17 protein-coding genes are annotated in these 23,512 nt (G+C 35.1%); 3 read left to right on the top strand and 14 right to left on the bottom strand.

The genetic code is table 11. The features are described from left to right. Positions 1-210: 210 nt before the first annotated feature. The 7 genes from VB798_RS01495 to VB798_RS01465 all read right to left on the bottom strand — a co-directional run bounded on the left by VB798_RS01495 (position 211) and on the right by VB798_RS01465 (position 8,308). Complete coding sequence (locus VB798_RS01495) at positions 211-597, bottom strand: response regulator (RefSeq protein ID WP_323255226.1); 387 nt, start codon at positions 595-597, stop codon at positions 211-213. A gap of 41 nt (positions 598-638) precedes the next feature. Next, the gene (locus tag VB798_RS01490; protein ID WP_323255224.1) at positions 639-3,347 is read right to left on the bottom strand and encodes a sensor histidine kinase; all 2,709 of its coding nucleotides are present in this window, start codon (positions 3,345-3,347) and stop codon (positions 639-641) included. Then, on the bottom strand, positions 3,340-3,555 hold the full coding sequence (locus VB798_RS01485) for a hypothetical protein (RefSeq protein WP_323255222.1): 216 nt from the start codon (positions 3,553-3,555) through the stop codon (positions 3,340-3,342). The genes VB798_RS01490 and VB798_RS01485 overlap by 8 nt, the downstream gene beginning before the upstream one ends. A 374-nt stretch (positions 3,556-3,929) precedes the next feature. Next, positions 3,930-4,148, bottom strand: a complete 219-nt coding sequence (locus tag VB798_RS01480; protein ID WP_323255220.1) for a DUF6814 family protein — start codon at positions 4,146-4,148, stop codon at positions 3,930-3,932. Positions 4,149-4,195: 47 nt separating this feature from the next. Next, positions 4,196-5,776, bottom strand: coding sequence for an MFS transporter (locus VB798_RS01475; RefSeq protein ID WP_323255218.1), 1,581 nt, complete (start codon positions 5,774-5,776; stop codon positions 4,196-4,198). Between the two features lie 338 nt (positions 5,777-6,114). Next, positions 6,115-6,534: an IS1/IS1595 family N-terminal zinc-binding domain-containing protein gene (locus VB798_RS01470; RefSeq protein WP_323255216.1), complete on the bottom strand. Its 420-nt coding sequence runs from the start codon at positions 6,532-6,534 to the stop codon at positions 6,115-6,117. A 283-nt stretch (positions 6,535-6,817) separates the two neighbouring features. Beyond that, on the bottom strand, positions 6,818-8,308 hold the full coding sequence (locus VB798_RS01465; RefSeq protein ID WP_323255214.1) for a helix-turn-helix domain-containing protein: 1,491 nt from the start codon (positions 8,306-8,308) through the stop codon (positions 6,818-6,820). Positions 8,309-8,612: 304 nt separating this feature from the next. Here VB798_RS01465 and pckA point away from each other — a divergent pair, with 304 nt between their 5' ends. The 3 genes from pckA to VB798_RS01450 all read left to right on the top strand — a co-directional run bounded on the left by pckA (position 8,613) and on the right by VB798_RS01450 (position 12,886). Then, positions 8,613-10,193: a phosphoenolpyruvate carboxykinase (ATP) gene (pckA, locus tag VB798_RS01460; protein ID WP_323255212.1), complete on the top strand. Its 1,581-nt coding sequence runs from the start codon at positions 8,613-8,615 to the stop codon at positions 10,191-10,193. Between the two features lie 122 nt (positions 10,194-10,315). Next, entirely contained in the window at positions 10,316-11,356 is a 1,041-nt protein-coding gene (gene fbp / locus VB798_RS01455) for a class 1 fructose-bisphosphatase (RefSeq protein WP_323255210.1), read from the top strand. Positions 11,357-11,485: 129 nt separating this feature from the next. After that, the gene (locus VB798_RS01450; protein WP_323255208.1) at positions 11,486-12,886 is read left to right on the top strand and encodes a glycoside hydrolase family 30 protein; all 1,401 of its coding nucleotides are present in this window, start codon (positions 11,486-11,488) and stop codon (positions 12,884-12,886) included. A gap of 305 nt (positions 12,887-13,191) precedes the next feature. On the opposite strand, the gene VB798_RS01445 is transcribed toward VB798_RS01450, so the two are convergent. The 7 genes from VB798_RS01445 to VB798_RS01415 all read right to left on the bottom strand — a co-directional run bounded on the left by VB798_RS01445 (position 13,192) and on the right by VB798_RS01415 (position 23,280). Further along, positions 13,192-14,673 carry a c-type cytochrome domain-containing protein gene (locus VB798_RS01445; RefSeq protein WP_323255206.1) on the bottom strand — a complete coding sequence of 494 codons (1,482 nt, stop codon included), beginning with the start codon at positions 14,671-14,673 and terminating at the stop codon, positions 13,192-13,194. A gap of 269 nt (positions 14,674-14,942) precedes the next feature. Next, the gene (locus tag VB798_RS01440) at positions 14,943-15,626 is read right to left on the bottom strand and encodes a hypothetical protein (protein ID WP_323255204.1); all 684 of its coding nucleotides are present in this window, start codon (positions 15,624-15,626) and stop codon (positions 14,943-14,945) included. Positions 15,627-16,087: 461 nt separating this feature from the next. Further along, positions 16,088-17,161, bottom strand: a complete 1,074-nt coding sequence (locus tag VB798_RS01435; protein WP_323255202.1) for a twin-arginine translocation signal domain-containing protein — start codon at positions 17,159-17,161, stop codon at positions 16,088-16,090. Between the two features lie 3 nt (positions 17,162-17,164). Then, positions 17,165-17,533 (bottom strand): glyoxalase superfamily protein, encoded by a 369-nt coding sequence (locus VB798_RS01430; protein WP_323255200.1) that lies wholly within the window; start codon positions 17,531-17,533, stop codon positions 17,165-17,167. Between the two features lies 1 nt (position 17,534). Then, positions 17,535-18,857, bottom strand: a complete 1,323-nt coding sequence (locus VB798_RS01425; protein ID WP_323255199.1) for an alpha-L-fucosidase — start codon at positions 18,855-18,857, stop codon at positions 17,535-17,537. Between the two features lie 76 nt (positions 18,858-18,933). Then, positions 18,934-20,415 carry a DUF1501 domain-containing protein gene (locus tag VB798_RS01420; RefSeq protein WP_323255197.1) on the bottom strand — a complete coding sequence of 494 codons (1,482 nt, stop codon included), beginning with the start codon at positions 20,413-20,415 and terminating at the stop codon, positions 18,934-18,936. A 78-nt stretch (positions 20,416-20,493) separates the two neighbouring features. Then, complete coding sequence (locus tag VB798_RS01415; protein ID WP_323255195.1) at positions 20,494-23,280, bottom strand: DUF1553 domain-containing protein; 2,787 nt, start codon at positions 23,278-23,280, stop codon at positions 20,494-20,496. Between the last annotated feature and the right edge of the window lie 232 nt (positions 23,281-23,512).

Below are 23,512 nucleotides of genomic sequence, written 5' to 3'. Positions count from 1 at the left end.
ATTTTCTACTGTAAAAGTACAAGACATTTTTTTTATTTGAATACTGTTTTACAGGTTTTACGCTAAAAAAATATAGCTATCTTTACTAAACAAAGTATAGCTTTTCAATTGATATTTTGAACTTTTATCATAATATAAGCCCAATTTGACTGAAATTAGTTTTTTATGCTATCTATAAGTAAAAATCCATACATCAACATTCTCCCTTTCTTAATTTGAAACAATCCCCAATGCTAATGTATTGATTTTTGCCACCAAAGTACGAGTAGAAAAAGGTTTAGAAACATATAAATCCGCCCCAATTAAATATCCTTTTTCAATATCAGCTTCTTTATTTTTAGCACTTAGAAAAACGATTTTAATATGTTGAAAACGAATACTTTCTTTGATAAGTCGGCATACTTCATAGCCATCTACATGGGGCATCATAATATCTAATAGAATGATGGAAGGCACTTCTTTTTCAATAATTTCTAAGGCTTCAGAGCCATCACGTGCGATGAAAACACTGTAGCCTTCTTTCTTCATTAAAAACTCAAGAGACATCAAAATGCTAGGTTCGTCATCAACGATTAATACTTTTATTGTCTTTTTCATATCGTATAAAATAAGTAAATGTTGATTTTCTTTATGGTAATCTAAACGATGGGTATCGAAAAGGTGAATTTTGATCCTTTTCCTACTTGGCTTTCTACCCAGATTTGTCCGTTGTGTAATGCTATAATCTTTTTTGAAATGGCTAAACCCAAACCACTTCCTTTTGGTTTTTTGATAGTTTGGTCTTCTGCTTGGAAAAATTTATCAAAAATTAATCGTTGAAAATTTTTATCAATGCCAGCACCATTATCATGAACACTGGTATAAACACAGCCTTCTGCATAATGTGTGGCTAAAATAATTTCTCCTTTTTGTGGCTCACAATATTTAATGGCATTCGATAAAAGATTCACCACTACTTGTATTAATTTATCTCTATCGGCTTCAAATCTTGGCGTAAAACGATCGGGCATAAAGATTACTTTTATCTCTTTTTCTTTCGCTTGCTGATAAAGTGCGTCGATAGAATCTTTTACAACTTCCTGAATATCAACATCCTCCAAAATCAACTTTTGTTTTCCAGATTCGTATTTTTCTAAATCAAGTACTTGGTTGATTAATCGGCTAAGTCGGTCAGATTCTTTTACGACTGTTCCTAAAAAGTGTTCTCTTTCACTTAAATCCATTTCTGGATTATCAAAAACGATTTCAGATAAAGCTCTAATCGAAGTAAGTGGCGTTCTGATTTCATGAGCTACCGTTGAAAGGAAATCGTCTTTTAGTTTGTCTGTTTTTTGAAGTATTTCATTCGCTTCTTTTAATTCTGTTGTTGCTTTTTCTAAAGCGACCGATTTACGTTTGAGTTCTTTATTCGCCGACAATAAGCTTTGTGAAGATTTTAAAATACTGATTACTTCTTCCGTAGAAATTTTTTCTTCTTTTGAAACCGAAGAAATCATGATTCTGGCAGAAGCCGTTCCAACAATTCCAGCTAATAATTTTTCAACATAACTAACCATTTGCGGTTCAGCTATCTGGGAAGGCAATCGAATTTTATGCTTTTGTGCATAGAGTTTTAATATTTTCTCTGCTCTTTTTTCTCCAAGAAAATTACTTAGGAGCAATTGAATATCAGAAAAATAGGCTGTTCCTCGCCAAATTGTTGGACTTTCTACTTGTTCAGAATACTCGAAAATATCGACAAAAATTACCGCTTGATTATGCTCTATCGAACTTTGATGACTGTTAAGTGAAAAACAAACGTAGCAAAAGATATTCAAGAGTAAACTCCAAAACAAGCCATGAGAAATGCTATCCATGCCTTCTAATCCAAATAATGCTAAAGGTTTTAAGGCAGAAAAACCCATAAACCCTTGATCAATTACAGACTGCGGGAAGAAACCAGCTCCGACCATTGAAGGCAATACCAATGTATAAAACCAAATCAATACGCCTACCAACAGACCCATTAATGCTCCTTTTTGTGTACCATTTTTCCAAAAAATTCCTCCAATAATGGCTGGTGCAAACTGAGAAACTGCTGCAAACGAAACCATTCCATTTGAAACCAAAGAGTAATGCTCGGCAATGGTTTTGTAATATAAATACGCCATTAAAAGAATCAAGACGATGGAAGCACGTCGAATTGTCTTTACTAATAAGCTCAAATTTCCAGCTAATTTCTCTTGTAAGTAAGCACTTTTTAGGATTACAGGCATTACTAAGTTATTGGAAATCATCACACTAAGTGCAATTGTTTCCACAATAATCATACTTGTACCTGCTGAAAAACCACCGATATAAGTAAATAACGTAATAAAAGGTTGATTGAATTTTAGAGGAATCGCCAATACATATTCATCTGGATTGATAGTATGGTTCGGGAATAATAATACGCCACCCATCGCAATCGGAATTACAAAAATATTTATCAACAATAAATATAATGGGAAAAGCCATAATGCTTTGTTCAGATGTTTTTCATCCACATTTTCGATGACAGAAACCTGAAATTGACGTGGTAAAAACATAATTGCCATCATCGACAACAATAAATGCCAAAACCAACCAGCGGTATCTTGTTCAGAATGAAACACAAAAACTTTATGAAGTGCTGGAATATTGGAAGCTTTTTGGAAAATATCTGTAATGCCATCAAAAATAAAATAGCTAACAAAAATACCTACCAGTAAAAAGGCTACCAATTTTATGATAGATTCGGCGGCGATAGCGGTAACCATTCCTTCGTGGCGTTCGGTAGAGTCGATGGTGCGAGTACCAAAAATGATGGTAAAAATTGACAGTAAAATGGTAATGTAAAAAGCTAAATCTCCTACAAAAAAGTTTTCGGTATTGATTTCGCCAGAAGTTTTTGCTACAATCAAAAAGCTGTTGGAAATGGCTTTGAGTTGAATAGCAATATAAGGCAAAATGCCCAAAATACAGATAATCGTTACAATTACACCTAAAGTGGCATTTTTACCATAACGTGAAGAAATAAAATCGGCGATTGAAGTAATACGCTGTACTTTACAGATTCTGATAATTTTACGAAGTACAATCCACCACAAAGGCATCATTAAAGATGGACCTATATACACTGAAATGAACTCGATTCCATTAGTTACTGCTCTGCCCACTGAGCCGTAGAAAGTCCAAGCGGTACAATAAACTGCCAACGATAGTGCATAAATGTATGGATTATTAACAATGCTTTTGCCTTTGGCAGAACGTTGTTCAGCCCAATAAGCTACTCCAAAAAGGAAAACCAAATAGAGTAATGAAGTCAATATTAATACTACACTATTCATCTTTATTAATTTCTTGCTCTTCGTTGCGGAGGCTCCAGTAAATTATGCCAATGAATAATATCCAAATCGTAAAAACATAAAAATAAAGTGTTGGAATGCCTTTAATCTTTGTATCGTGGTTAACAATCGATAAAATAGGAAAGTTAAAAAGAATCATAAATACGATTCCCAGCACCAAAAGTTTTTGATTTTTTAACTTTTCTTTCATGAATGACTAAAGATTTTAACCTTTGGATTGAGTATTAATTTTATCACAATTTAGGGTAAAAATTTAACTCTTCTCAGAAAGAAAGAACTATACTTGCTAATTTTTTATAGTCAAAAATTGGCTTATTTCGAATTTTCTCATAAAATAGCGAGTTTTAGAGGATTTATATTTATTATCATCTTGTCCTTACTTTTCTTTTCTTGATAAAAGAAAAGTAACAAAAGAAAATCAAGAATTCCTAAACTCGCTCCGCTCAAACAGTAGGAATTCGATGTCTCTCAATCACAAAAAAGGGGGGCGAAATTAGTTTTTCGACCCCTTTTTTATGGTTAAAATTCGAGATAAACCACGAATAAATAATAAAATTTTATATTTTAATTATCGTATTCTCCAGAAAGTGCGTACTTTCCAAAAATCAATAATCCACCCGTAATAATTGGCGTAAGAATAATCATAATGATGATACCAAACACCAAATCTTCTTGATTTCCGGAAGCAAATTTCGGAATACCTAATTCATAAATTCCGAAGTAAGCCGTTGCTAAACCTAAGAGTATCCAAACGATACCTAATATTCTTTTAATTCCGTTCATGTCTTTTTATAAAAATATGTTTAAAATTAATTTCAGTCCTAAAATGCTTAATCTCTGATACTTCTGTCTTCTTTGATATACAATAAACCAATCACAAAACATACTCCTGCAATTAAAATTGGGTAGTTCAAACCTTCTAAATATGGTTGCGTATTTTTGATGGCTTCACCTGCTTTTTCAGCAATGTCATTCGCATCTTTTGCTTTGGTTACTAAGTAAGTAGCAATGGCTGGCATCAAGCCACCGAATACTCCGTTCCCAATATGATATGGCAACGACATTGAAGTATAGCGAATTTTTACAGGAAACATTTCTACCAAGAAAGCGGCAATTGGCCCGTAAGCCATCGTTACAAAAACCAATTGTACAAAAACCAACCAAACGAGTGTCCATAAATCGCTGTCATTGATTTTAACAGTTTTGGATACTTCTGCTTTTGGTTGTTCTGATTCAACTTTGCCTGCTAAAATTGTTTGTTTTTTTACTTCTTTATAAGTAGTTCCGTCGGTATAAAATTTATTGGTTGTTGTGGTTATTAATGAATCTGTACTTGAATTAGCAAGCAAAGTTGCTTTTATTGCTACTTTTGTTTGAGCCGTAATTTCTTCTTTATTTTTCAAATTAGCGGTTTGATACATTTTTTCGTAAATCGGGCGATAAGCGAAAATAGCCAATAATAAACCTGCTAACATGATTGGCTTGCGACCTATTTTATCGGATAACCAACCAAAAAATACAAACAAAGGCGTCCCCATAATCAAAGCAATGATTAACAAAGTATTGGCTTGGTCGAAATCCACATTCATGATTTTTAACAAAAATGTTTGTGCGTAAAACTGACCTGTGTACCAAACTACGCCTTGCCCCATAGTTGCTCCAAAAAGTGCTAACAAGACAAATTTGAAATTTAATTTATTCCCAAATGATTCTTTCAATGGATTGGTTGATGTTTTTCCTTCAGCTTTAGCTTTGGCAAAAAGAGGCGATTCCGACATGTTTTTACGAATCAAGACTGAAACATAAACCATGATGATGGAAACCATGAATGGGATTCTCCAGCCCCAATCTTCCCATGATTCTTTCGACATCGAATTTTTGGTTAACAAGATTACGCCTAAAGAAATAAACAAACCTGCTGTAGCGGTAATTTGAATCCACGAAGTCCAAAAACCTCTTGCATTTGCTGGCGAGTGTTCGGCTACATAAGTGGCTGCACCACCGTATTCTCCACCAAGCGCCAAACCTTGTAATAACCTAAGAATCAATACAATTAATGGCGCAAAAAAACCAATTGTTTCATATTTTGGTACTAATCCAATGGCAAAAGTTGCTCCGCCCATCAACACCAAAGTAACCATAAAAGTATATTTTCGACCAATCAAATCGCCCAAGCGACCAAAGAATAATGCGCCAAAAGGACGAACTACAAAACCTGCAGCAAAAGTGGCTAAAGTTGAAAGAAAAGCTGCTGTGGGATTATCTTTCGGGAAAAATTGTGTTGAAATAATTGTTGCTAAACTTCCGAATATATAAAAATCGTACCATTCGATGAGTGTTCCTACTGATGATGCCCCAATAATGGCGGCGAGTGCTTTAGTGGATGTTTTTTTTACTGTGTGTTCTGACATAGTGTTTATAGATAAGGGGTTTTGATTGAGTGAATATCTTTATTTGGGATGTTGGATTTAGGATTTCGGTTATTCAAGCTAAAATTATTCTTATTGATTAAAGCTGTGTATTTCGATTGTCAAAATCTGATAATCATGTTTCAAAATCGAAGGCTTATTTGTACTTTAACGTGTTTATATTGTACAAGCACAAAATCCAAAGGTCACAAAAAAAGCTATACAGTCAATAGTATTGGTATAGTAACGGTATTTAAGTATAGTTTACATAAAAAATGGGTTTAGAAAAATATTCTAAACCCATTTTCATGATATCCAAAAAAAATTTGTTGCGTAAAAGATTAATGCTTTAAACGCTCCCACTTTATCAACATAAATTTATCGCCAAGCTCAGTTACAATCATCCCAGAATCTCTCAAATTCTCTCTATCAGCATAAAAAGCGGCTAACTCTTTGTGATTCATAATCTTATAAGTAGGATAATAATCTGAGTTTTTAGGGATTTTGATTTGATATTTCTTTACCCAATTCATTACTGATACGTGTGAAACTCCCAAAAGTCGCTCTATTTCACGATAACTTACTCCTTCAATATATAATTGTAAGGCTTTGATGACGTAATATGCCGAAATGCCTTTTCCTAGTTTCTCAACCGTAAAATTATAATTGCAGTCTTTACATTTAAAACGTTGTTTTTCTTTGATTACGCCACTTTTAGTAACATTTTGAGCGTCGCAACGAGGACAATTTGGATTTTTCATAGAAATAATACGATATAGTATATTTAGCAAATATATATCAATTAAGCAACAATACAACATCTTGAAGAAACTTATTTTTTCAACCGAAAAAAGAATAAAAACCTTTTTATTTCAAAATTATATTCTGAAATATCCATAATATCAAAATTTTATTCTTTTTGTACAACAAACTATCAAAAGCCTTGTACATTTCAAAGATTTTTAAGTATTACATAGAAATCATATTTGATTTTCAAGCACTTAAAATTCTTCTGGTCGATTTAATAAATTTTCTAAGATTTGCTTAATTCAATTTTGCGATTGACTCTTTAATTTTTTCTCTGGCTTGTTGTTTTTGCAATACATAAGGTGGTTTCATTCTGTCGGTACAGTCCATTGCACCGCAACGCTCACATGTTTCGTTTACTTTTCGGTGAATCAATGATGAATCTGGAAGAAATTTTACCATACTTTTCAGGTTATCGTCAATGGCAAAACCCAAAGTAACGCTACTATTCATTTTTAAATTAGGTGGCGAAGGTTTCGCTAAACAAATCACTAAGTAATGATTGCCCGTGTCTATGTATTCCGAAACTTGCGCTTTGCATAATACTTCTTCGGCATCATAGCCTTCTTCTTTCTGTATTTTCTCTAAATCTTTTAAAATAGTGAGAGCCTTCCATCTTCTGCAATAATGCTCACTCAATGCCGTGCCATGGGGCGTATGCAATTTTGCCAAGTGCATTTCCTTGGTTAAATAAAACAAATCGTCATCAACCTGATTATTAAAACGCAAAAAGAATAGATTATTAATCTTGAAGTGACTTGTCATCAAGTTCGATAACCTGTGCATAAATACTTCTGGCGTTACGTTGAACAAACGCATGATGCTCAGCAACATGTTTTCGTCCCATTTGGGTGAAGCAAAAAAGTACGTGAGCCTATCAATCAAAATATCTTTGTTGATTAAAATCGCTCCCGCAAAATAAGATGCTCTAAAGTTATTAAGTACTTCTTCAAAAGAACCTACTTCTATTACGGATGAAATATTCGATCTTTTTTTAAGTTGTAAAAACTGATAGCCTATTTCACGACCATACGTAAACGTTTTTTGTTCGGTACTTAAATCTTTATTGATTAATAGTTTAGAAGTAGCTGGGTTATAAACCGAGCGAATCGTAACTAATTCGGGATACTGTTCTTTTGAAAATTCTTCGATGCGGTAGCCATAAAAGTTTTCTAAAATTTCAGCTAACAGTTTTTCATTAGGTGAAGTAGTTGCCGAGATTTCAAAAAGCTTTCTGAATTGCTGGGCAGATTGCTCTAAATCTTCAAAATAGTTATCATACATTTCTTGATATGAACGCAATACAGAAAAGTAAAACTGCTCCACACGCATATCGTAATTCCTGCTGATTTCGATTATCGTACTGATAAATGCACTGATTTTGGCTGGCGCTTCCGACATCAACTCGATAAAATCAGAAGGTTCTACTCCAAAAATTTCTAAGGGCAATTCCGTTAGAATATTGGAATTGAGTAATTCTGCAATCGGCTCTAATTGCTTACTCAATTTCAGCGAAACTAATGAATCATAATCTATTTCTAAGGCTTCTGACAAAGCCATTATTTTCTCTGTTTTCGGATATTTTTTTCCTTTTTCGATTTCATTTAAATATGAAATTGAAAGTTTAGACTTTTCGGCGACTTCACTCAAAGAGAGTTTTTTGTCAAGACGCAATTGTCTTATTTTTAGTCCGAAAATTATTTTTACTTTATCGCTATTCACACTCATCGCTTTATAATTTCCACAAAGCTAATAAGATTTATTGAAAGATTTTCTCCAAAAATCAAAATAGCGAATTTTCGCTTAATATTTCTCATTTGACATTTTTGCTGTAAAATTCATTTTCAAGCTCAAAAAAGCACTCACATTTTATACTTTTCAAATATTTCATATAAAATAAACCGCAAAATATAAATTATTTTTATTTTTAGCGAAATTTCGCTTGTTTTTAATTTTACGCTAATTACTTTTGCAATGCGTTCGAATGCTTCTAAATTTTATTTGAGTCTTGATCAAATTAACAATTACAAACATGAAACATGACATCCTTACTTCTGATTTTAGCAACGCTGCTAAACAAAAAGTAAATCACCCATTATTAAGTCTTCATGCTGATATTCGACTGAACCTCAGCGTTTCAACCTTGGTTGAGGAAGCTTTAAAAAATGGAGAAGGCACTCTTACTGATACAGGCGCATTTATGTGCGATACAGGTAAGTTCACAGGACGTTCGCCAAAAGACAAGTTTACGGTCTATGACGACAAAACGGCTGACACTGTGGCTTGGGGAGAAATCAATCAGGCTTTTGATGCAGATAAATTTGAGGCACTTTATCAAAAAATGTTAACTTTTATTGCCAATAAAAAGCTTTATGCACGCTACGCTTGTGCTTGTGCAGCACCAGAACATAAAATAAATATCTTGGTGGTAAATACTTTGGCTTGGCATAATTTGTTTTGTCATCATTTATTCATTCGTCCAACTGAAAATGAATTAGTAAATTTTGAACCAGAATGGACAATTTTAGACATTCCAGAATTTGAAGCAAATCCTGAAATTGATGGTACTCGTCAAAGTAATTTTACCATTATTGATTTTACGAAAAAAATCATCTTTATCGGCGGAACAGCTTATGCTGGTGAAATGAAAAAAGGCATCTTTACGGTACTGAATTATATCTTACCAGAAGAGAAAAAAGTACTTTCAATGCACTGTTCAGCCAACATTGGGAAAGACGGAGACACTGCTTTATTTTTTGGTTTATCTGGTACTGGAAAAACAACACTTTCTGCTGACCCATACAGAAATCTGATTGGCGACGACGAACATGGTTGGGACGACAAACAGGTTTTTAATTTTGAAGGAGGTTGTTATGCCAAAGTAATCAATCTAAGCGAAGAACAAGAACCTGAGATTTTTGGAGCGATTCGCTATGGGTCAATTTTAGAAAATACTCGCTTTAAAGAAAACACAAAAAGTGTAGATTACAGCAACCAAAGTGTTACAGAAAATACAAGAACAGCTTACCCAATTCATTATATTCCGAATGTAGCAATTCCTTCTGTAGGCAATGCTCCAAAGAATATTTTCTTCCTTACGGCAGATGCTTTTGGTGTATTACCTCCTATTTCAAAACTAAGTATAGAACAAGCCATGTATTACTTTGTGGCAGGTTATACTTCAAAATTGGCAGGTACAGAAATGGGAATTAAAGAACCACAAGCTACTTTTTCAGCTTGCTTTGGTGCTGCATTTTTACCACTTCATCCATTGAAGTACGCTAATCTTTTGGGTGAAAAATTAGAGGCTGGCAATGTTAAAGTTTGGTTAATTAATACTGGCTGGTCGGGTGGTGGTTATGGTGTAGGTTCACGCATTAAATTACCATATACTCGTGCGATGATTCATGCTGCATTAAAAGGTGAATTTGACAATGTAAATTTCATAAAACATGATATATTTGGTTTAGAAATGCCCACAATGTGTACAGATGTGCCTAAAGATTTACTTAACCCTAAAAATACGTGGTTAGACAAAGAGGCTTATGACCAAAAGGCGAGAAGTCTGGCAATATCTTTTGAAGAAAACTATAGGAGAATTAGTGGGAAATAGCTTTAAGCTATGAGTTATGAGCCTTGAGCTATGAGATTTTTAAAATAATAAAAAGTAAAAAGCTCGTAGCTCACAGCCAATTGCTCAAAGCTAAATATCGCATACATAAACCCTTTTAGAATATGAAAAGTAATCTGACACTTGCTTTACCTGTTGGAACAACGCTTGATAGATTTATCAATCGCCAACAAGAGGCTTTTCCTTATGCCAAAGGAGAGCTTTCTCAATTACTAAGAGACATTGCACTTGCCTCCAAAATCATCAATCGTGAAATTAATCGAGCGGGCTTGATTGATATTACGGGTGCTTTAGGAAGTGAGAACATTCAGGGTGAAGCCCAACAAAAACTAGACATGATTGCCAACATTCGTTTTATTAGAGCATTGGTAAATGGTGGTGAAGTGGTGGGAATTCTTTCTGAAGAAGACGATGAAATTATTCAAACAGGTAATGTTAATGCGAAATATGTGGTAGCAATGGACCCGCTAGACGGTTCTTCTAATATTGATGTAAATGTTTCTATCGGAACGATTTTTTCAATTTATAGAAGAGTAAGTCCAATTGGTACTCCTGCCGTTGAGGAAGATTTTCTTCAAGGCGGACGCAAGCAAGTGGCAGCTGGTTATATTCTTTACGGTTCTTCGACGATTATGGTTTATACCACAGGGAAAGGAGTAAATGGCTTTACTTATGAAAATTCTTTGGGCGAATACTTCCTCTCACATGCTGATATAAAAATGCCTGAAAACGGGAAAATCTATTCAGTAAACGAGGCTTATTTTGATGAATTTACCAATCCTATCAAAGATTTTATCGTGGATATGCGAAAGCAATCTGGCTGCATGGCTCGTTATATTGGTTCGTTAGTCGGTGATTTTCATCGAAATTTATTAAAAGGCGGCGTTTACTTGTATCCTCCAACTCGAAAAGCCAAAGAAGGAAAATTACGTTTACTTTATGAATGCTATCCATTAGCTTTTGTGATTGAACAAGCAGGTGGTTTATCATTCGATGGTACACAAAATATTTTAGACATTGTCCCCGAATCCATTCATCAAAGAAATATTACTTATTTGGGTTCAAAAGAACAACTATTAAAATTACAAGACAATCTAGATAAGTATCATGCTTTGATTCTGGAGCAAATGGAAAATGGACTTTAAGTATTTTCAATTCGTTTTTATCCAAAATTGCTATTCTGAATAAAACAGACAAGTCAGAATATTACTTCCTCAGTAAAAAAGATTATTTTGCACACAAATCTAATACTGTGTAAAATAATCTTTTTTCTTATGAAAATTATATTCAACATACTCTTCTTCATTGGCTTAAATCTTCTAACATTTTTTGACATTCAAGCACAAAAACAATTCGCTGAAATTTGGCTAACCAGTTCAGACGAATCTATTCTATTTAAGAAGCAAGCAAAAACTTTCAATTTTGAATATACCAATAATACTTTACCGAATATTATTATTGATGAAAGTAAGGTTTTCCAGAAAATGGATGGCTTTGGCTTTACTTTGACTGGAGGAAGTGCCATGCTTATCAACCAGATGAACACCAAAGAAAGAGCCGCTTTATTGCAAGAACTTTTTGCGACGAATGATGCTAATATTGGTATTAGTTATCTCAGAATCAGCGTTGGGGCTTCTGATTTGGACAATCATGTTTTTTCTTATGATGATTTACCCGAAGGAGAAACCGACCCAGAATTGAAGAAATTCAATTTGGCTGGCGACCAACAATATCTAATTCCTGTATTAAAACAAATTTTAGCGATTAATTCTGAAATTAAAATACTTGCTTCGCCTTGGTCGCCACCAGTTTGGATGAAAAGCAATGCAAGCTCAAAAGGAGGAAGTTTAAAGCCAGAATATTATACTACTTATGCGAAGTATTTATTAAAGTATATTCAAGAAATGAAAAAAGAAGGCATCAGAATTGATGCTTTGACAGTTCAGAACGAACCACTTCATCCCGGAAATAATCCAAGTTTATTGATGTTGCCCGAAGAACAAGGACTTTTTGTAAGAAGACATTTAGGACCGATTTTCAAAGCGGCAAAAGTGGATACTAAAATCATCATTTATGACCATAATGCCGACCGTCCAGATTATCCAATCACAATTTTGAACGACCTAGAAGCCAGAAAATACATTGATGGTTCTGCGTTTCATTTGTACGGAGGTTATATCAATACATTGTCGGATGTACATAATGCTCATCCAGATAAAAACTTATATTTTACAGAACAATGGATTGGCAGTCCAGGAAATTTTTCAGGCGATTTAACTTGGCATGTAAAAAACCTCATTATCGGTGCGCCCAAAAACTGGTGTAAAACAGTATTAGAATGGAATTTAGCTGCCGACCCAAAACAAAATCCACATACTGAAGGTGGATGTACAGAATGCTTAGGAGCGATTACCATTGATAAAAATAACGTAATTAGAAATCCAGCTTACTATATCATTGCACACGCTTCCAAATTTGTAAGACCGAATTCTGTTAGAATATTTTCAAACACAACCGTAAGTTTACCTAATGTTGCTTTCAAAACACCTTCAGGCAAAAAGGTTTTGATTGTTCAAAACGAAAGTAATAAAGCACAGAAATTCAATATTTCTTATCAAGGAAAAAAAGCGATTCAAACACTTGATGCTGGTGTGGTTGCTACTTATGTTTGGTAGGTTTTATGAAATAATCCATCCGATTTTTTCATAAAATAGAAATCTATATAAAATTAAAGCAAGATAGCCTCGGAGAGGCGAAATATCGGTAGTAGAAGCATTTATATTTATGGTAAAAATATCCCTTTAAGCCCCATCGGGGCGAGATATTTCGCCCCGATGGGGCTTGAAGGAGTAAAACAAGATATATCTACCGATATATAGTTCCTAACGGAACTATAATCAAACAAAAAAGCGGTCGAAAAACTAATTTCGACCGCTTTTTTGTTTGATTATAAAATTCTGGATAACTCATGTTTCCTAAACTATTTCTGAGCAATTACTCTATTAGAATCAGCCTTTGTGACTTTATCTTCCCAACCTATATTTACTTCTACATTTGGCAAGGCTTTTTGAAAGGCTATTACACCAGCTTTCGTTACTTTTGTTTGCCAACAATATACTTTCTTTAAGTTTTTGAGCTTGCTTAATTCTTTCAATCCAGCATCACTTATTTGGGTATCAAACAGATTGATGTATTCTAAAAATTGTAAATCTTTCAATTGAGCTATTCCAGCATCAGTAATGGCTGTATGTTCTAAATGCAAACTTGTGAGATGTTTTAGTTTAGCAATTTCAGTTAATGATTTATCTGAGATCTTTGTACTTCCTAGCTTCAACCAGATAATTTGTTCTGATAAATTTGTCAAGAGATTAATTTTTGAATCATCAAAGTTTCGGGCATTCACAAAATTGACATCCAGAAAATTATGGCTTTTTGATACTGGCATTACCATCACATTCATAACTGATAGTTTCTTAATATCGCTTTCAGTAGCAGCAGAAACTTTCTCACTAAAGACCGCTGAAATACTTTCTCCACTCGTTGCGGTATTGTTTCCTTCACTTCCACTTGCCAAAGAGGCTAACAATGGTTTTATTTTTTCATCGGGTTTTAGTTGTGCTACTTTTTTATCAAAAGCCGCTCCGTTTTGAATCCACCAATGCAAAAGTGAAATTTCTTGTGCTGTCAAAGGCGTTTTCCCTTTTGGTGGCATGTGGTGTTCATCTTCTTCGGGCAATAACAAACGCTTGATTAATTCACTATTAGCAACATCATTTGCTTTAATGATTACTCCGTTTTTACCTCCTTTCATCAAAAGCTCCTGAGTATCCATTCGTAAACCACCTTTTATTTTGTTGGCATTGTGGCACGACCAACACTTTTGTTCCATCACAGGTGCTACAATATCTTGATACACCAATGCTTCGTTGATATTTTCTATTGCCTTTTTTTCACCAGATGTCCCTTTTTCTCTCGGTGGTAAACCTGCTAAAGAACGAAAAGGCTCTGGAGTGAAACTATAGAGATAATCTTCGCCATGCGTCATGTTCCCGCCTAAATGTCCTGTGCCAGTCAACAAAATCACAATCAAGTAAATGGCAGGCATGTATGCCTTTTTCATGGTTGGGTCTTCTTGCCAATTTACTTTCATATACCAAGCAGCTAAAGCAACCAATGCTACACCAATGCCCATCCATTGATGAAGGAATAGCGTTTCTTCACTGTATTCACCTGAGCTAGCAAGTAAATAACCAAAAATACATGAAACAACAGCCGTTAGCATCCCCCAAAATAAAATTGGAGCGATGGCTGGTTGTAAGGCTGTTAATCCTTTTTTACGTGAAACAATTTCTAAAATCGCTGCAATCATCAACATCCCGATGGGTAAATGAACAACCACAGGATGAAAATGCCCAAAAAATATTACCCAGTCTGAAGGAGCATTGGCTTGTAATACAATCATTGTTTATTGTTTTGGAAAAGCTATAATCTTTAGGCTATAAGCTTTTTCTACTTAAAATTTACTCTTTGTAAAAGCACTTTGTTTCTGTGGCTGGTTTCCCGACCATTGCTGTTCGGAAGGAAATACCCATAAATTCCCTATTTCCGTGGCTGGTCTCCCCAGTCCACATTGATTATCCCGAATTCTATTCTAAACCGTATTTGCAAAAATTACAAAAATAATATTTGCTTGGTGTCTGGTCGGGAGACCAGCCACGGAAACAAAGGCTATTAAATCTCATTTTTTGATAAATAATCTATCACCTCTTCGCACCATTTTAATTCTTGGTAATAATCTTTACCATTTTTTATTAAGCTTTTATAATATTCCAAATATTCTTCACATCGTGAAGAATAGCGAGTATCATGGCATAGCTTTGAAATAATGATAATTTTAATATATTTTTCCGGCCCATTAAACCAAGCATTTTTCCATTCCAGCGTTGGCAAACTATCCCAAAGTGCTAAAACATTTTCGAGGTTGCTGTACTTTTCATAGGCTGGAAGATATAACTCTACAAAATTCTTCTTAAATACCTCAGCCGCTATTTTAACATCTTCTTGTGAATTGATAATAAAACTACTATTTTCTATAACATCTGAAATTTTCTGGGTACATATACTAACAGTAGTACTATCATGTGCAAATACTTCTTCTTGAGTTATTTTAAATATCAAGTCCTCTACCTTTTTAAAACTTATTAAAGGATTTCTTAGCGATAAATAACCACTAGAGTCTTGACTAATTGTAGATATATTTGCAGTCAATTCATTTCGTTGTACAAGTCCATAAATCCCATGTATGGAAGCAAATTTGTAATTATGTTCTTTCAAAAAATCTTTGAGTTCTTCTTTTAACCAATTCCGAATAACTCCTTCACTTTTCAGTTTTCTTATTATTGCGTAATCATCCATATTTTAAGGGTTTAAAGTTGTTTTTTTAAGTGATTGGTATAGGGAGTGTTCCAATACAGCCTTTCAGAGCTTTAACTCAGATTTTTTGAGTACTAACTCTGTATGGGCGAGCTGGTACTCAGATTTTCTGAGCTTCAATACAGTTTAAGCGAGCTTTAATTCAGATTTATTGAGTACTAAATCAGTATGGGTGAGCTGGTACTCAGATTTTCTGAGCTTCAATACAGTTTGAGTGAGCTTTAACTCAGATTTATTGAGTAATAACTCAATGTGGGCGAGCTGGTACTCAGATTTTCTGTATTCCAGCTCGTTAAATCTGTATTGGAATACAGAAAATCTGAGCTACTATACAGTTTAAGCGAGTTAAGACTCTGATTTACTGATGGCATGACTGCGAGTCATGCCATCAGTTGAACTACCCAAAAAATCACTCCTCATTCCGAACTCAAAACTCATCACTCCTAAGCGATTCTTTCTAATTTAATTGGATATGTTTTTTTAGAACTCCATTGTGGAACGTAAATATTTTCGTCTGAATCAACCCAAACATCATGTGGGTGCATGAATACTTGGTTCGGGTCGTCTTTATGCTGGCGTTGTAATTTCCCGTCTTTATAAATCGGTTCAGAACCGCCCGGTGTTGATATTACTTTCATGTTTTTATCCATTACTTGAATATAACCTGAGTTATTCCACGATTGGTCTGAACTTCTGTATGCTGCCGCAAAAATATAATCACCATGCAATACTGGGCGACAAACAAAAGTACCCGGCAAATGATAAACGGCTAAGAATTTACCGTCTAAAGTAAACCTTTTCATACAAGTATGAGAACGGTCAGTGATGAGTAAAGTTGGATTCTTTTTATCACGAGTATCTACTAAAATACCATGACAAGTATCGAATTTCTCATCTGCATATTCTTTCGAGTATCCACCAAAATGACGAATGTATCTTCCTTTATTATCGTACTGAGTAATGTATTGTGAACCATATCCATCAGCCACATAAATATCTCCATTGGCTGGATTTACCGCTGTTTCCGTTGGGACAAATCGGTTAGGAGATTCGTAAACGCCTGTTTCTTTTGGGTACTCCAATTTCATTACTTCACGACCTTTCAAATCTGTTTTAATCACTTGATGACGAGCATTATCACAAATAAATAGAAATTGTTCTCCGCCTTCGTTTGAAATCGTCAAACCATGTGCACCGGGATAAGTAGTTCCCCAAGCTTCTAACAATTTTCCTGATTTATCATAAATCAAAATATTGTTTTTGGTTTCGTTGGTACACATAATCAAACGACCTTTGGCGTCTTCCACCATTTCGTGGCAATCGTTTACAGGGTTTTTATCAGCATCCAAAACGCCCCATCCTGCCACTACTTTGTACTTGTGTGAATTGTGTCCGATGATTACTTCGTCCATTTTCTTTGGAATTTTATTAGCTAATGCTGTATTAGCAATCAAACCTGTCCCCATAGCTAAAGTACTGGTTTTCAGAAAATTTCTTCTTGATTGATGCTCGTTCATTGATTATGATTTGTGATATTCGTTGAAAACTAATTTATTACCAAAAGGGTCTATTAAGTTGATAATTCGGGCATCCCAAAAAGCTTCTTCAATTGAAGGACGATAATACTTATATGGCTTCGCTTGTAATTCTTTAAAAAAACTTTCTATGTCGGTACAGTTGATGAATATTTTTGCTACAGGCGAACAATCGCCAACGTGTTCTGTTAAATGAAAAGTCAATTCCTGTCTCGAAATCTGAATGTAATAAGGCGTATTTTCTTCAAATTGATGAGTCCAATCTTCTTTGAAACCAAGCCAATCAATATAAAATTCTCGTGCTTTATCGACATCAAAGATTCTCAACAAAGGAATTGTCTTTTCTATTTTCATCTTATTTTTCTAATTCAATTACGTTGTCAATTTCGTTTTTATCTAAAGAAGCTATATCAAAAACGAAGTAATTATTATCTAATTTCTGGAATTTAATCGGCGTTCCATTCTTGAACAATTTTGCTATTTTAAAAGCTTGAGGAATTTTCAACATGAATTTATCATCCTTGAATTTCAATAAATGAAGGTATGTTTTGTTCCCTTTTTCAGTGACTGCTCCCCATTCTTGCGGACGAATAAAACCACCTTTTGTGCCATAAATGGTTTCTCCATATACTTTTGTCCACTCTCCTACTTTGGCTAAACGCTCTACAAATTCAGGTTGAATTTCACCATTTGGCATTGGACCAACGTTTAATAAAAAGTTTGCTCCATAACCAGCAGCACGTACCAAGTAATCTACCAATTGTTTTGGCGATTTATAATTATCATCTTTGATATTATAACCCCAAGCTCCGTTGAGTGTCTCGCAAGTTTCTAATGGTAAAGCTGAGATTTCTTGTCCACTTAAACCTCCTTTATTTTCTCCCGGCAAATCACGTTCAAACATTTGGAAATCTTCTCCCGGAATCGGACTCAAATGGTGATTATTTCCGATTAAACATTGTGGCTGTAGTTTATGAATCAAACTATAAATTTCTTCATACTTCCAATCAATTTTAGATTGTAAAGTCTTGTCGTGGTCATTTTCCAATTGATCCCAGTGTCCATCAAACCAAATGGCTGATACTTCACCGTATTTCGTCAAAAGCTCTGTCAATTGGTTTTTCATAAAAGCTAAATAACTGGCGTAATCACTCTTTTTAGTACGTCCAGTGCCTTTTCCTGTTTTACCAGTTTCATAAGGATAATCGTCACGATACCAATCCAACAAAGAGTAATAGAAACAGATTTTGATACCTTGTTTGTGACATTCATCAGCTAATTCTTTTACAATATCACGTTTGTAAGGCGTGTTCATAATACTCCAGCTCGATTGTTTTGTATCAAAATTGCTAAAGCCATCGTGGTGACGAGTAATCAAAGTAATGTATTTCATGCCAGCACCTTTGGCAATGTCCACCCAAGTTTTAGCATTGAAATCAACAGGATTAAAAGCTCTTTGGAGTTTGGTATAATCTTTTACAGGAATATTTTTAATTTGCATGACCCATTCGCCATCGCCTAAAACACTTGATAAACCCCAGTGAATAAACATCCCAAAACGTGCTTTTTGAAATTCTTCACGAGCTTTAATGTTTTCTGGACTTGGCGTATAGCCAGTCTGAGCAATGGCTGACAAACTTGTCAATAAAACTAAAAATGCAATTTGTATCTTTCTCATGATATTATATAAGGTTTGTTTTACAGAGGTAAGATATATCTTGCTGATTATACTCTAATTGCTCTATCCTGCCCAATCAGGACAGCACAGATTGAATCACTTTTCCACCTGTATCAGTCAATCTAAAATTCCTTCCTTGGAATGGATAAGTAAATTCTTCATGATTAAAACCTAAGCAGTGCATGATGGTAGCTTGTAAATCAAAAACGGTTGTTCTGTCTTTAATGCCTACGTAACCAACAGGGTCGGTTTCGCCATGCGAGTAACCGCCTTTGATTCCTCCGCCTGCCATCCAAACAGTAAAAGCCTCTGTGTGATGGTCTCTTCCTTTAAATGCTGCGGCTTTGCCTTCACGATTTTCTGCCATTGGCGTTCTACCAAATTCCGCTCCCCAAACGATGAGTGTTTCATCTAACAAACCACGCTGTTTTAAATCTTGAATTAAAGCTGTAACCGGTTTATCGACTGTAGCACATTTATTTTTCAAGCCATTCCGAACATCTGTACTTTCGGAAGCACCACCATGAGAATCCCAGCCCCAATCAAACAATTGCACAAAACGAACACCTTGTTCTACTAATTTTCTGGCTAATAAACAGTTATTGGCAAAAGATTCTTTACCCAATTGTGTCCCATACATTTCATGAATATAAGCTGGTTCTTTAGTAATATCCATTACTTCTGGTACGGTAGTTTGCATTTTAAAAGCCATTTCATATTGCGAAATTCTGGCTAAAGTTTCTGGATCATGGAATTCCTGATACGATTCTTTATTGATTTCGGTAATGGCATCAATCGTACTTTTTCGTATATCACGATTTACACCCGATGGGTCAGAAATATACAAAACGGGTTCGCCTTGGTTTCTACATTGAACGCCTTGATACACCGATGGCAAAAAACCACTTCCCCACAAGGCTTTTCCACCATCTGGATTTTTTCCACCCGAAGTAAGTACCATATAACCTGGCAAATTCTGGTTTTCTGAACCTAAACCATAGGTTGCCCAAGTGCCAGTACTTGGTCGCCCCAAACGTGCCGAACCTGTATGAAGAAGTAGTTGTGCTGGAGCATGATTAAACTGGTCGGTGTACATTGATTTCAAAAATGAAAGATCATCCGCAACCGTTTGTAAATGAGGAATATTATCCGACATCCACGCTCCACTTTTTCCTACTTGTTGAAATTGTGCTTGTGGTCCCATCATTTGTGGTACTCCACGAATGAAAGCAAATTTTTTCCCTTCCAGAAATGATGGCGGACAGCTTTGTCCATCCAGTTTCATGAGTTCAGGTTTATAATCGAATAATTCTAATTGCGAAGGAGCGCCCGCCATGTGCAAGTAAATAACCGATTTTGCTTTCCCTGCAAAATGGGGCATTTTTGGCGATAATGGATTGGCAATATTTGCCAAATTATTTTGCTGAGTACTTCCACAACTTTGTAATAAAGAACCCATCGCCATCATACCCAAACCAGTAGTACACTGTTTTAGAAAATGCCGACGAGTTTCATGACGAAGCGTTTCAAAAAGAAGCTCTTGTTGTAAATTTTTCATAGTTCATTCAGTGAATAAAGGTTTTTAGGCTTTAAAAAAATAAATCCGACATCCGAAACCACAAATCCCAAATCAAAATCATTCTTTCATTATAAATTCATCCAAATTCAATAAAGTATTTGCTACCAATGTTTTAGCCGCTAAGTCTGGAATATTTTTGGGTTTTATATTATCATCTGGACAAACATTGAGTAATTTTTCTGCTTCCACTTTATTCTTTTGGTAAGTTGAAAAAGTACTTACATATAGCTTTTTTAATAATGCTAATTTCTTTTCGCTAATCGTTTTACACATCGTTAATTGATAAGTACCTCGAATTTGTTCGTCAATCGTCCCTCCTGTTTTATCCATTTTCTTTGCCAGATTTTTGGCACATTCCAGATACACAGGGTCATTCAAAGTAACGAGAGCCTGCAAAGGCGTGTTTGTTCTGATTCTTCTTGCCAAACAAATATCACGGTTTGCACCATCGAAAGTAATCATCGAAGGATAAGGCGTTGAACGTCTCCAATAAGTATATAACGCTCTTCTATACTGGTCTTCTTTATCGCTCAGTTTCCAAGCCATACTGCTATAAGGCGTATTCCAAATGCCTTCTGGCTGGTAAGGCATTACACTTTTTCCATACATTTTATCGCTCAGTAAACCACTGACCAGAAGCGCTTGGTCACGGATTTGCTCGGCAGACAAACGTACTCTTGGTCCACGAGCCAACAAACGATTCATCGGGTCCTTGGCTAATAAATCCTCATTGGCTTTTGAATCTTGTTGATAAGTAGCCGACATCACCATTTCTTTCAACAATTTCTTAGGTTTCCACTGATACTCATCCATGAATTTTACCGCCAAAAAATCTAACAAATCCGAATTGGTTGGCGTAAAACCTTGCGTACCAAAATCTTCTAAAGTTTCTACCAAACCTGTTCCGAACAGTTGTTCCCAAAAACGATTAACGGCTACTCTGGCTGTCAATGGATTTTCCTTACTTCCCAACCACATTGCCAAACCCAAGCGATTTTTAGGTGCATTTTTAGGTAATTTTCCTAAAGAAGCAGGAATATCTGGCTGCACCAATGTTGTTTTAGTTAACCAGTTGCCTCGCTCCCAAACGTGTGTTTGACGAGCATACTCTTTGGGAGAATCAAGCATCACTGGCGTGTTTTCTGTATTTGCTCCGACCAATTCCAAAAATATCTTTTTCTTTTCGGCAAAACCTGCTCTTTCTCTTCCCGGAAATTCTGGCAATAAAGTAAAGCTTCCGATGATACAAGTACTTTGGTCGGGTTTCACTTTGGGATTTTTAAAAGTCAAATACAAATCTTGACGACCGTCCATTTTTGGCAAATCATACAATTGATAATCCCAAGAATTCGTCCAACCTCTTTTCTCAGTCGTGTCTAATTTTATCGTGGTTAATACTTTTCCCGTTAAAGAACCCAAACGAATTTCCATCAAAGTAGGACTTCCCGTTTTGTTTCCATAAGCCACTAAAAGCTGTCGTTTTCCAGACAAAGGCAAAGCTTTAAAACGAACAGAACCGCCATTTCTCACACCCAAGTATTTAGTATCTGCCAAAGCTCCATTGATAAATTGATCGCCTGAATGCGGATGAATTTTAGGTTCTAAAAAAGTTAAGTATTCGGTGATTTCTTTTTCTTGCTGAACACTGAAATTTGTCTTCAACCAATGCTGTAAATTCGCCAATTTAGCTTTGTCTTCTGGCTGATTGAATTGTCTTAAATAAGGTGAATCATCAGGCACATCTTCGTCACGAGTATTGTAAAAAAACGCCATTGATTTATAATAATCCTCATGCCGAATGGGGTCATAAGGATGCGAATGACATTGCACACAAGCAAAAGTAGTCGATTGAAAAACCTCCCAAGTAGTATTTACTCTGTCAACCATTGTGGCGTTTCTAAATTCTTCATCTTCCGTTCCGCCTTCATCATTATTAACTGTATTACGATGAAAAGCAGTAGCGATATATTGTTCCGTTGTTGGATTTTTCAATAAATCGCCAGCCAATTGTTCTTTAATAAATTGATTATAAGGCAAATCTTTGTTAAAAGCCTTAATGACATAATCTCGATATTGCCAAATATTTCGGCCTTCGTCTTTTTCATAGCCTTTGGTATCAGAATATCTAGCCATATCCAACCACATTCCTGCCCAACGTTCGCCATATTGTGGAGAAGCCAACAAAGTATCAACTAATTTCTCATAAGCATTTTCTGAATCATCGTTCAAAAAAGCTTGCATTTGCTTTTCGGTTGGTGGCAAACCTGTTAAATCTAAACATACTCTTCTTAATAAAATCGCCTTATCAGCTTGTTTAGAAGGAGCTAAATCTTCTTCATCTAACTTATTTTTCACGAAATAGTCAATGTCATTTTTCTCCCATTTTTCAGAAAACAAGCTAAAAAATCCAGCAAAAAAACCTTTGTTGGGTACTGATGGCTTTTCAGGTTTTACAAAAGCCCAATGTTCACCCCAGTTCGCTCCTTGATTCACCCATTTTGTTAAGATTTCTATTTCCTCTTTCTTCAAAGGCTCTTTTTTCAAAGGCATTCTTTCCTCTGGGTCTTTGTGCGTTAGGCGAATGATAAACTCAGAATGTTTGGCATCACCAGGAATGATGGCTGGTTTCCCAGATTCTGTTTTACCCAAAGCTTCCTCACGAAACAACAAACTAAATCCACCTTGCTTTTTCACGCCACCGTGACAAGCAATGCAATGTTTATTCAAAATCGGTTTTACTTCTGTGCTATAATCAACTTTATTTTTTTCACCTAAAAATGAATACACAGAATATCCTCCGATAATGATAATACTACTAATGAAGAGTAATTTATTTGTATTCATAAGATTTTATTGAGTGATTTCTTAATCTATTGAGTGATTGACTGAATGAGTGATTTAGTGATTAATTAATTGAAAGTCTTTTAAACTTGGGATACCTTAACAATTAATACACTTCTAAATAGTAGATAAATCTTTAAAATGCTGTCTGTAAGTGTAATGAAAAAGCGATAGGCTATATGCTTTAGGCAATGACATTTCTTTACTCAGCATTCGACACTCACAATTCACAACT

Source organism: Arcicella lustrica, from assembly GCF_034930985.1.
Lineage (GTDB): Bacteria > Bacteroidota > Bacteroidia > Cytophagales > Spirosomataceae > Arcicella > Arcicella lustrica.
This window is presented reverse-complemented; position numbering and strand designations above follow the sequence as displayed.

Bases quoted from the DNA above. Each gene is read 5' to 3' on its own strand.
- VB798_RS01425 (WP_323255199.1), bottom strand. From the start codon at position 18,857: ATGAGAAAGATACAAATTGCATTTTTAGTTTTATTGACAAGTTTGTCA.
- VB798_RS01480 (WP_323255220.1), bottom strand. From the start codon at position 4,148: ATGAACGGAATTAAAAGAATATTAGGTATCGTTTGGATACTCTTAGGT.
- VB798_RS01495 (WP_323255226.1), bottom strand. From the start codon at position 597: ATGAAAAAGACAATAAAAGTATTAATCGTTGATGACGAACCTAGCATT.
- VB798_RS01420 (WP_323255197.1), bottom strand. From the start codon at position 20,415: ATGAAAAATTTACAACAAGAGCTTCTTTTTGAAACGCTTCGTCATGAA.
- fbp (WP_323255210.1), top strand. From the start codon at position 10,316: ATGAAAAGTAATCTGACACTTGCTTTACCTGTTGGAACAACGCTTGAT.
- VB798_RS01430 (WP_323255200.1), bottom strand. From the start codon at position 17,533: ATGAAAATAGAAAAGACAATTCCTTTGTTGAGAATCTTTGATGTCGAT.
- VB798_RS01415 (WP_323255195.1), bottom strand. From the start codon at position 23,280: ATGAATACAAATAAATTACTCTTCATTAGTAGTATTATCATTATCGGA.
- VB798_RS01470 (WP_323255216.1), bottom strand. From the start codon at position 6,534: ATGAAAAATCCAAATTGTCCTCGTTGCGACGCTCAAAATGTTACTAAA.
- VB798_RS01445 (WP_323255206.1), bottom strand. From the start codon at position 14,673: ATGATTGTATTACAAGCCAATGCTCCTTCAGACTGGGTAATATTTTTT.
- VB798_RS01435 (WP_323255202.1), bottom strand. From the start codon at position 17,161: ATGAACGAGCATCAATCAAGAAGAAATTTTCTGAAAACCAGTACTTTA.
- VB798_RS01485 (WP_323255222.1), bottom strand. From the start codon at position 3,555: ATGAAAGAAAAGTTAAAAAATCAAAAACTTTTGGTGCTGGGAATCGTA.
- VB798_RS01450 (WP_323255208.1), top strand. From the start codon at position 11,486: ATGAAAATTATATTCAACATACTCTTCTTCATTGGCTTAAATCTTCTA.
- VB798_RS01475 (WP_323255218.1), bottom strand. From the start codon at position 5,776: ATGTCAGAACACACAGTAAAAAAAACATCCACTAAAGCACTCGCCGCC.
- pckA (WP_323255212.1), top strand. From the start codon at position 8,613: ATGAAACATGACATCCTTACTTCTGATTTTAGCAACGCTGCTAAACAA.
- VB798_RS01465 (WP_323255214.1), bottom strand. From the start codon at position 8,308: ATGAGTGTGAATAGCGATAAAGTAAAAATAATTTTCGGACTAAAAATA.
- VB798_RS01440 (WP_323255204.1), bottom strand. From the start codon at position 15,626: ATGGATGATTACGCAATAATAAGAAAACTGAAAAGTGAAGGAGTTATT.
- VB798_RS01490 (WP_323255224.1), bottom strand. From the start codon at position 3,347: ATGAATAGTGTAGTATTAATATTGACTTCATTACTCTATTTGGTTTTC.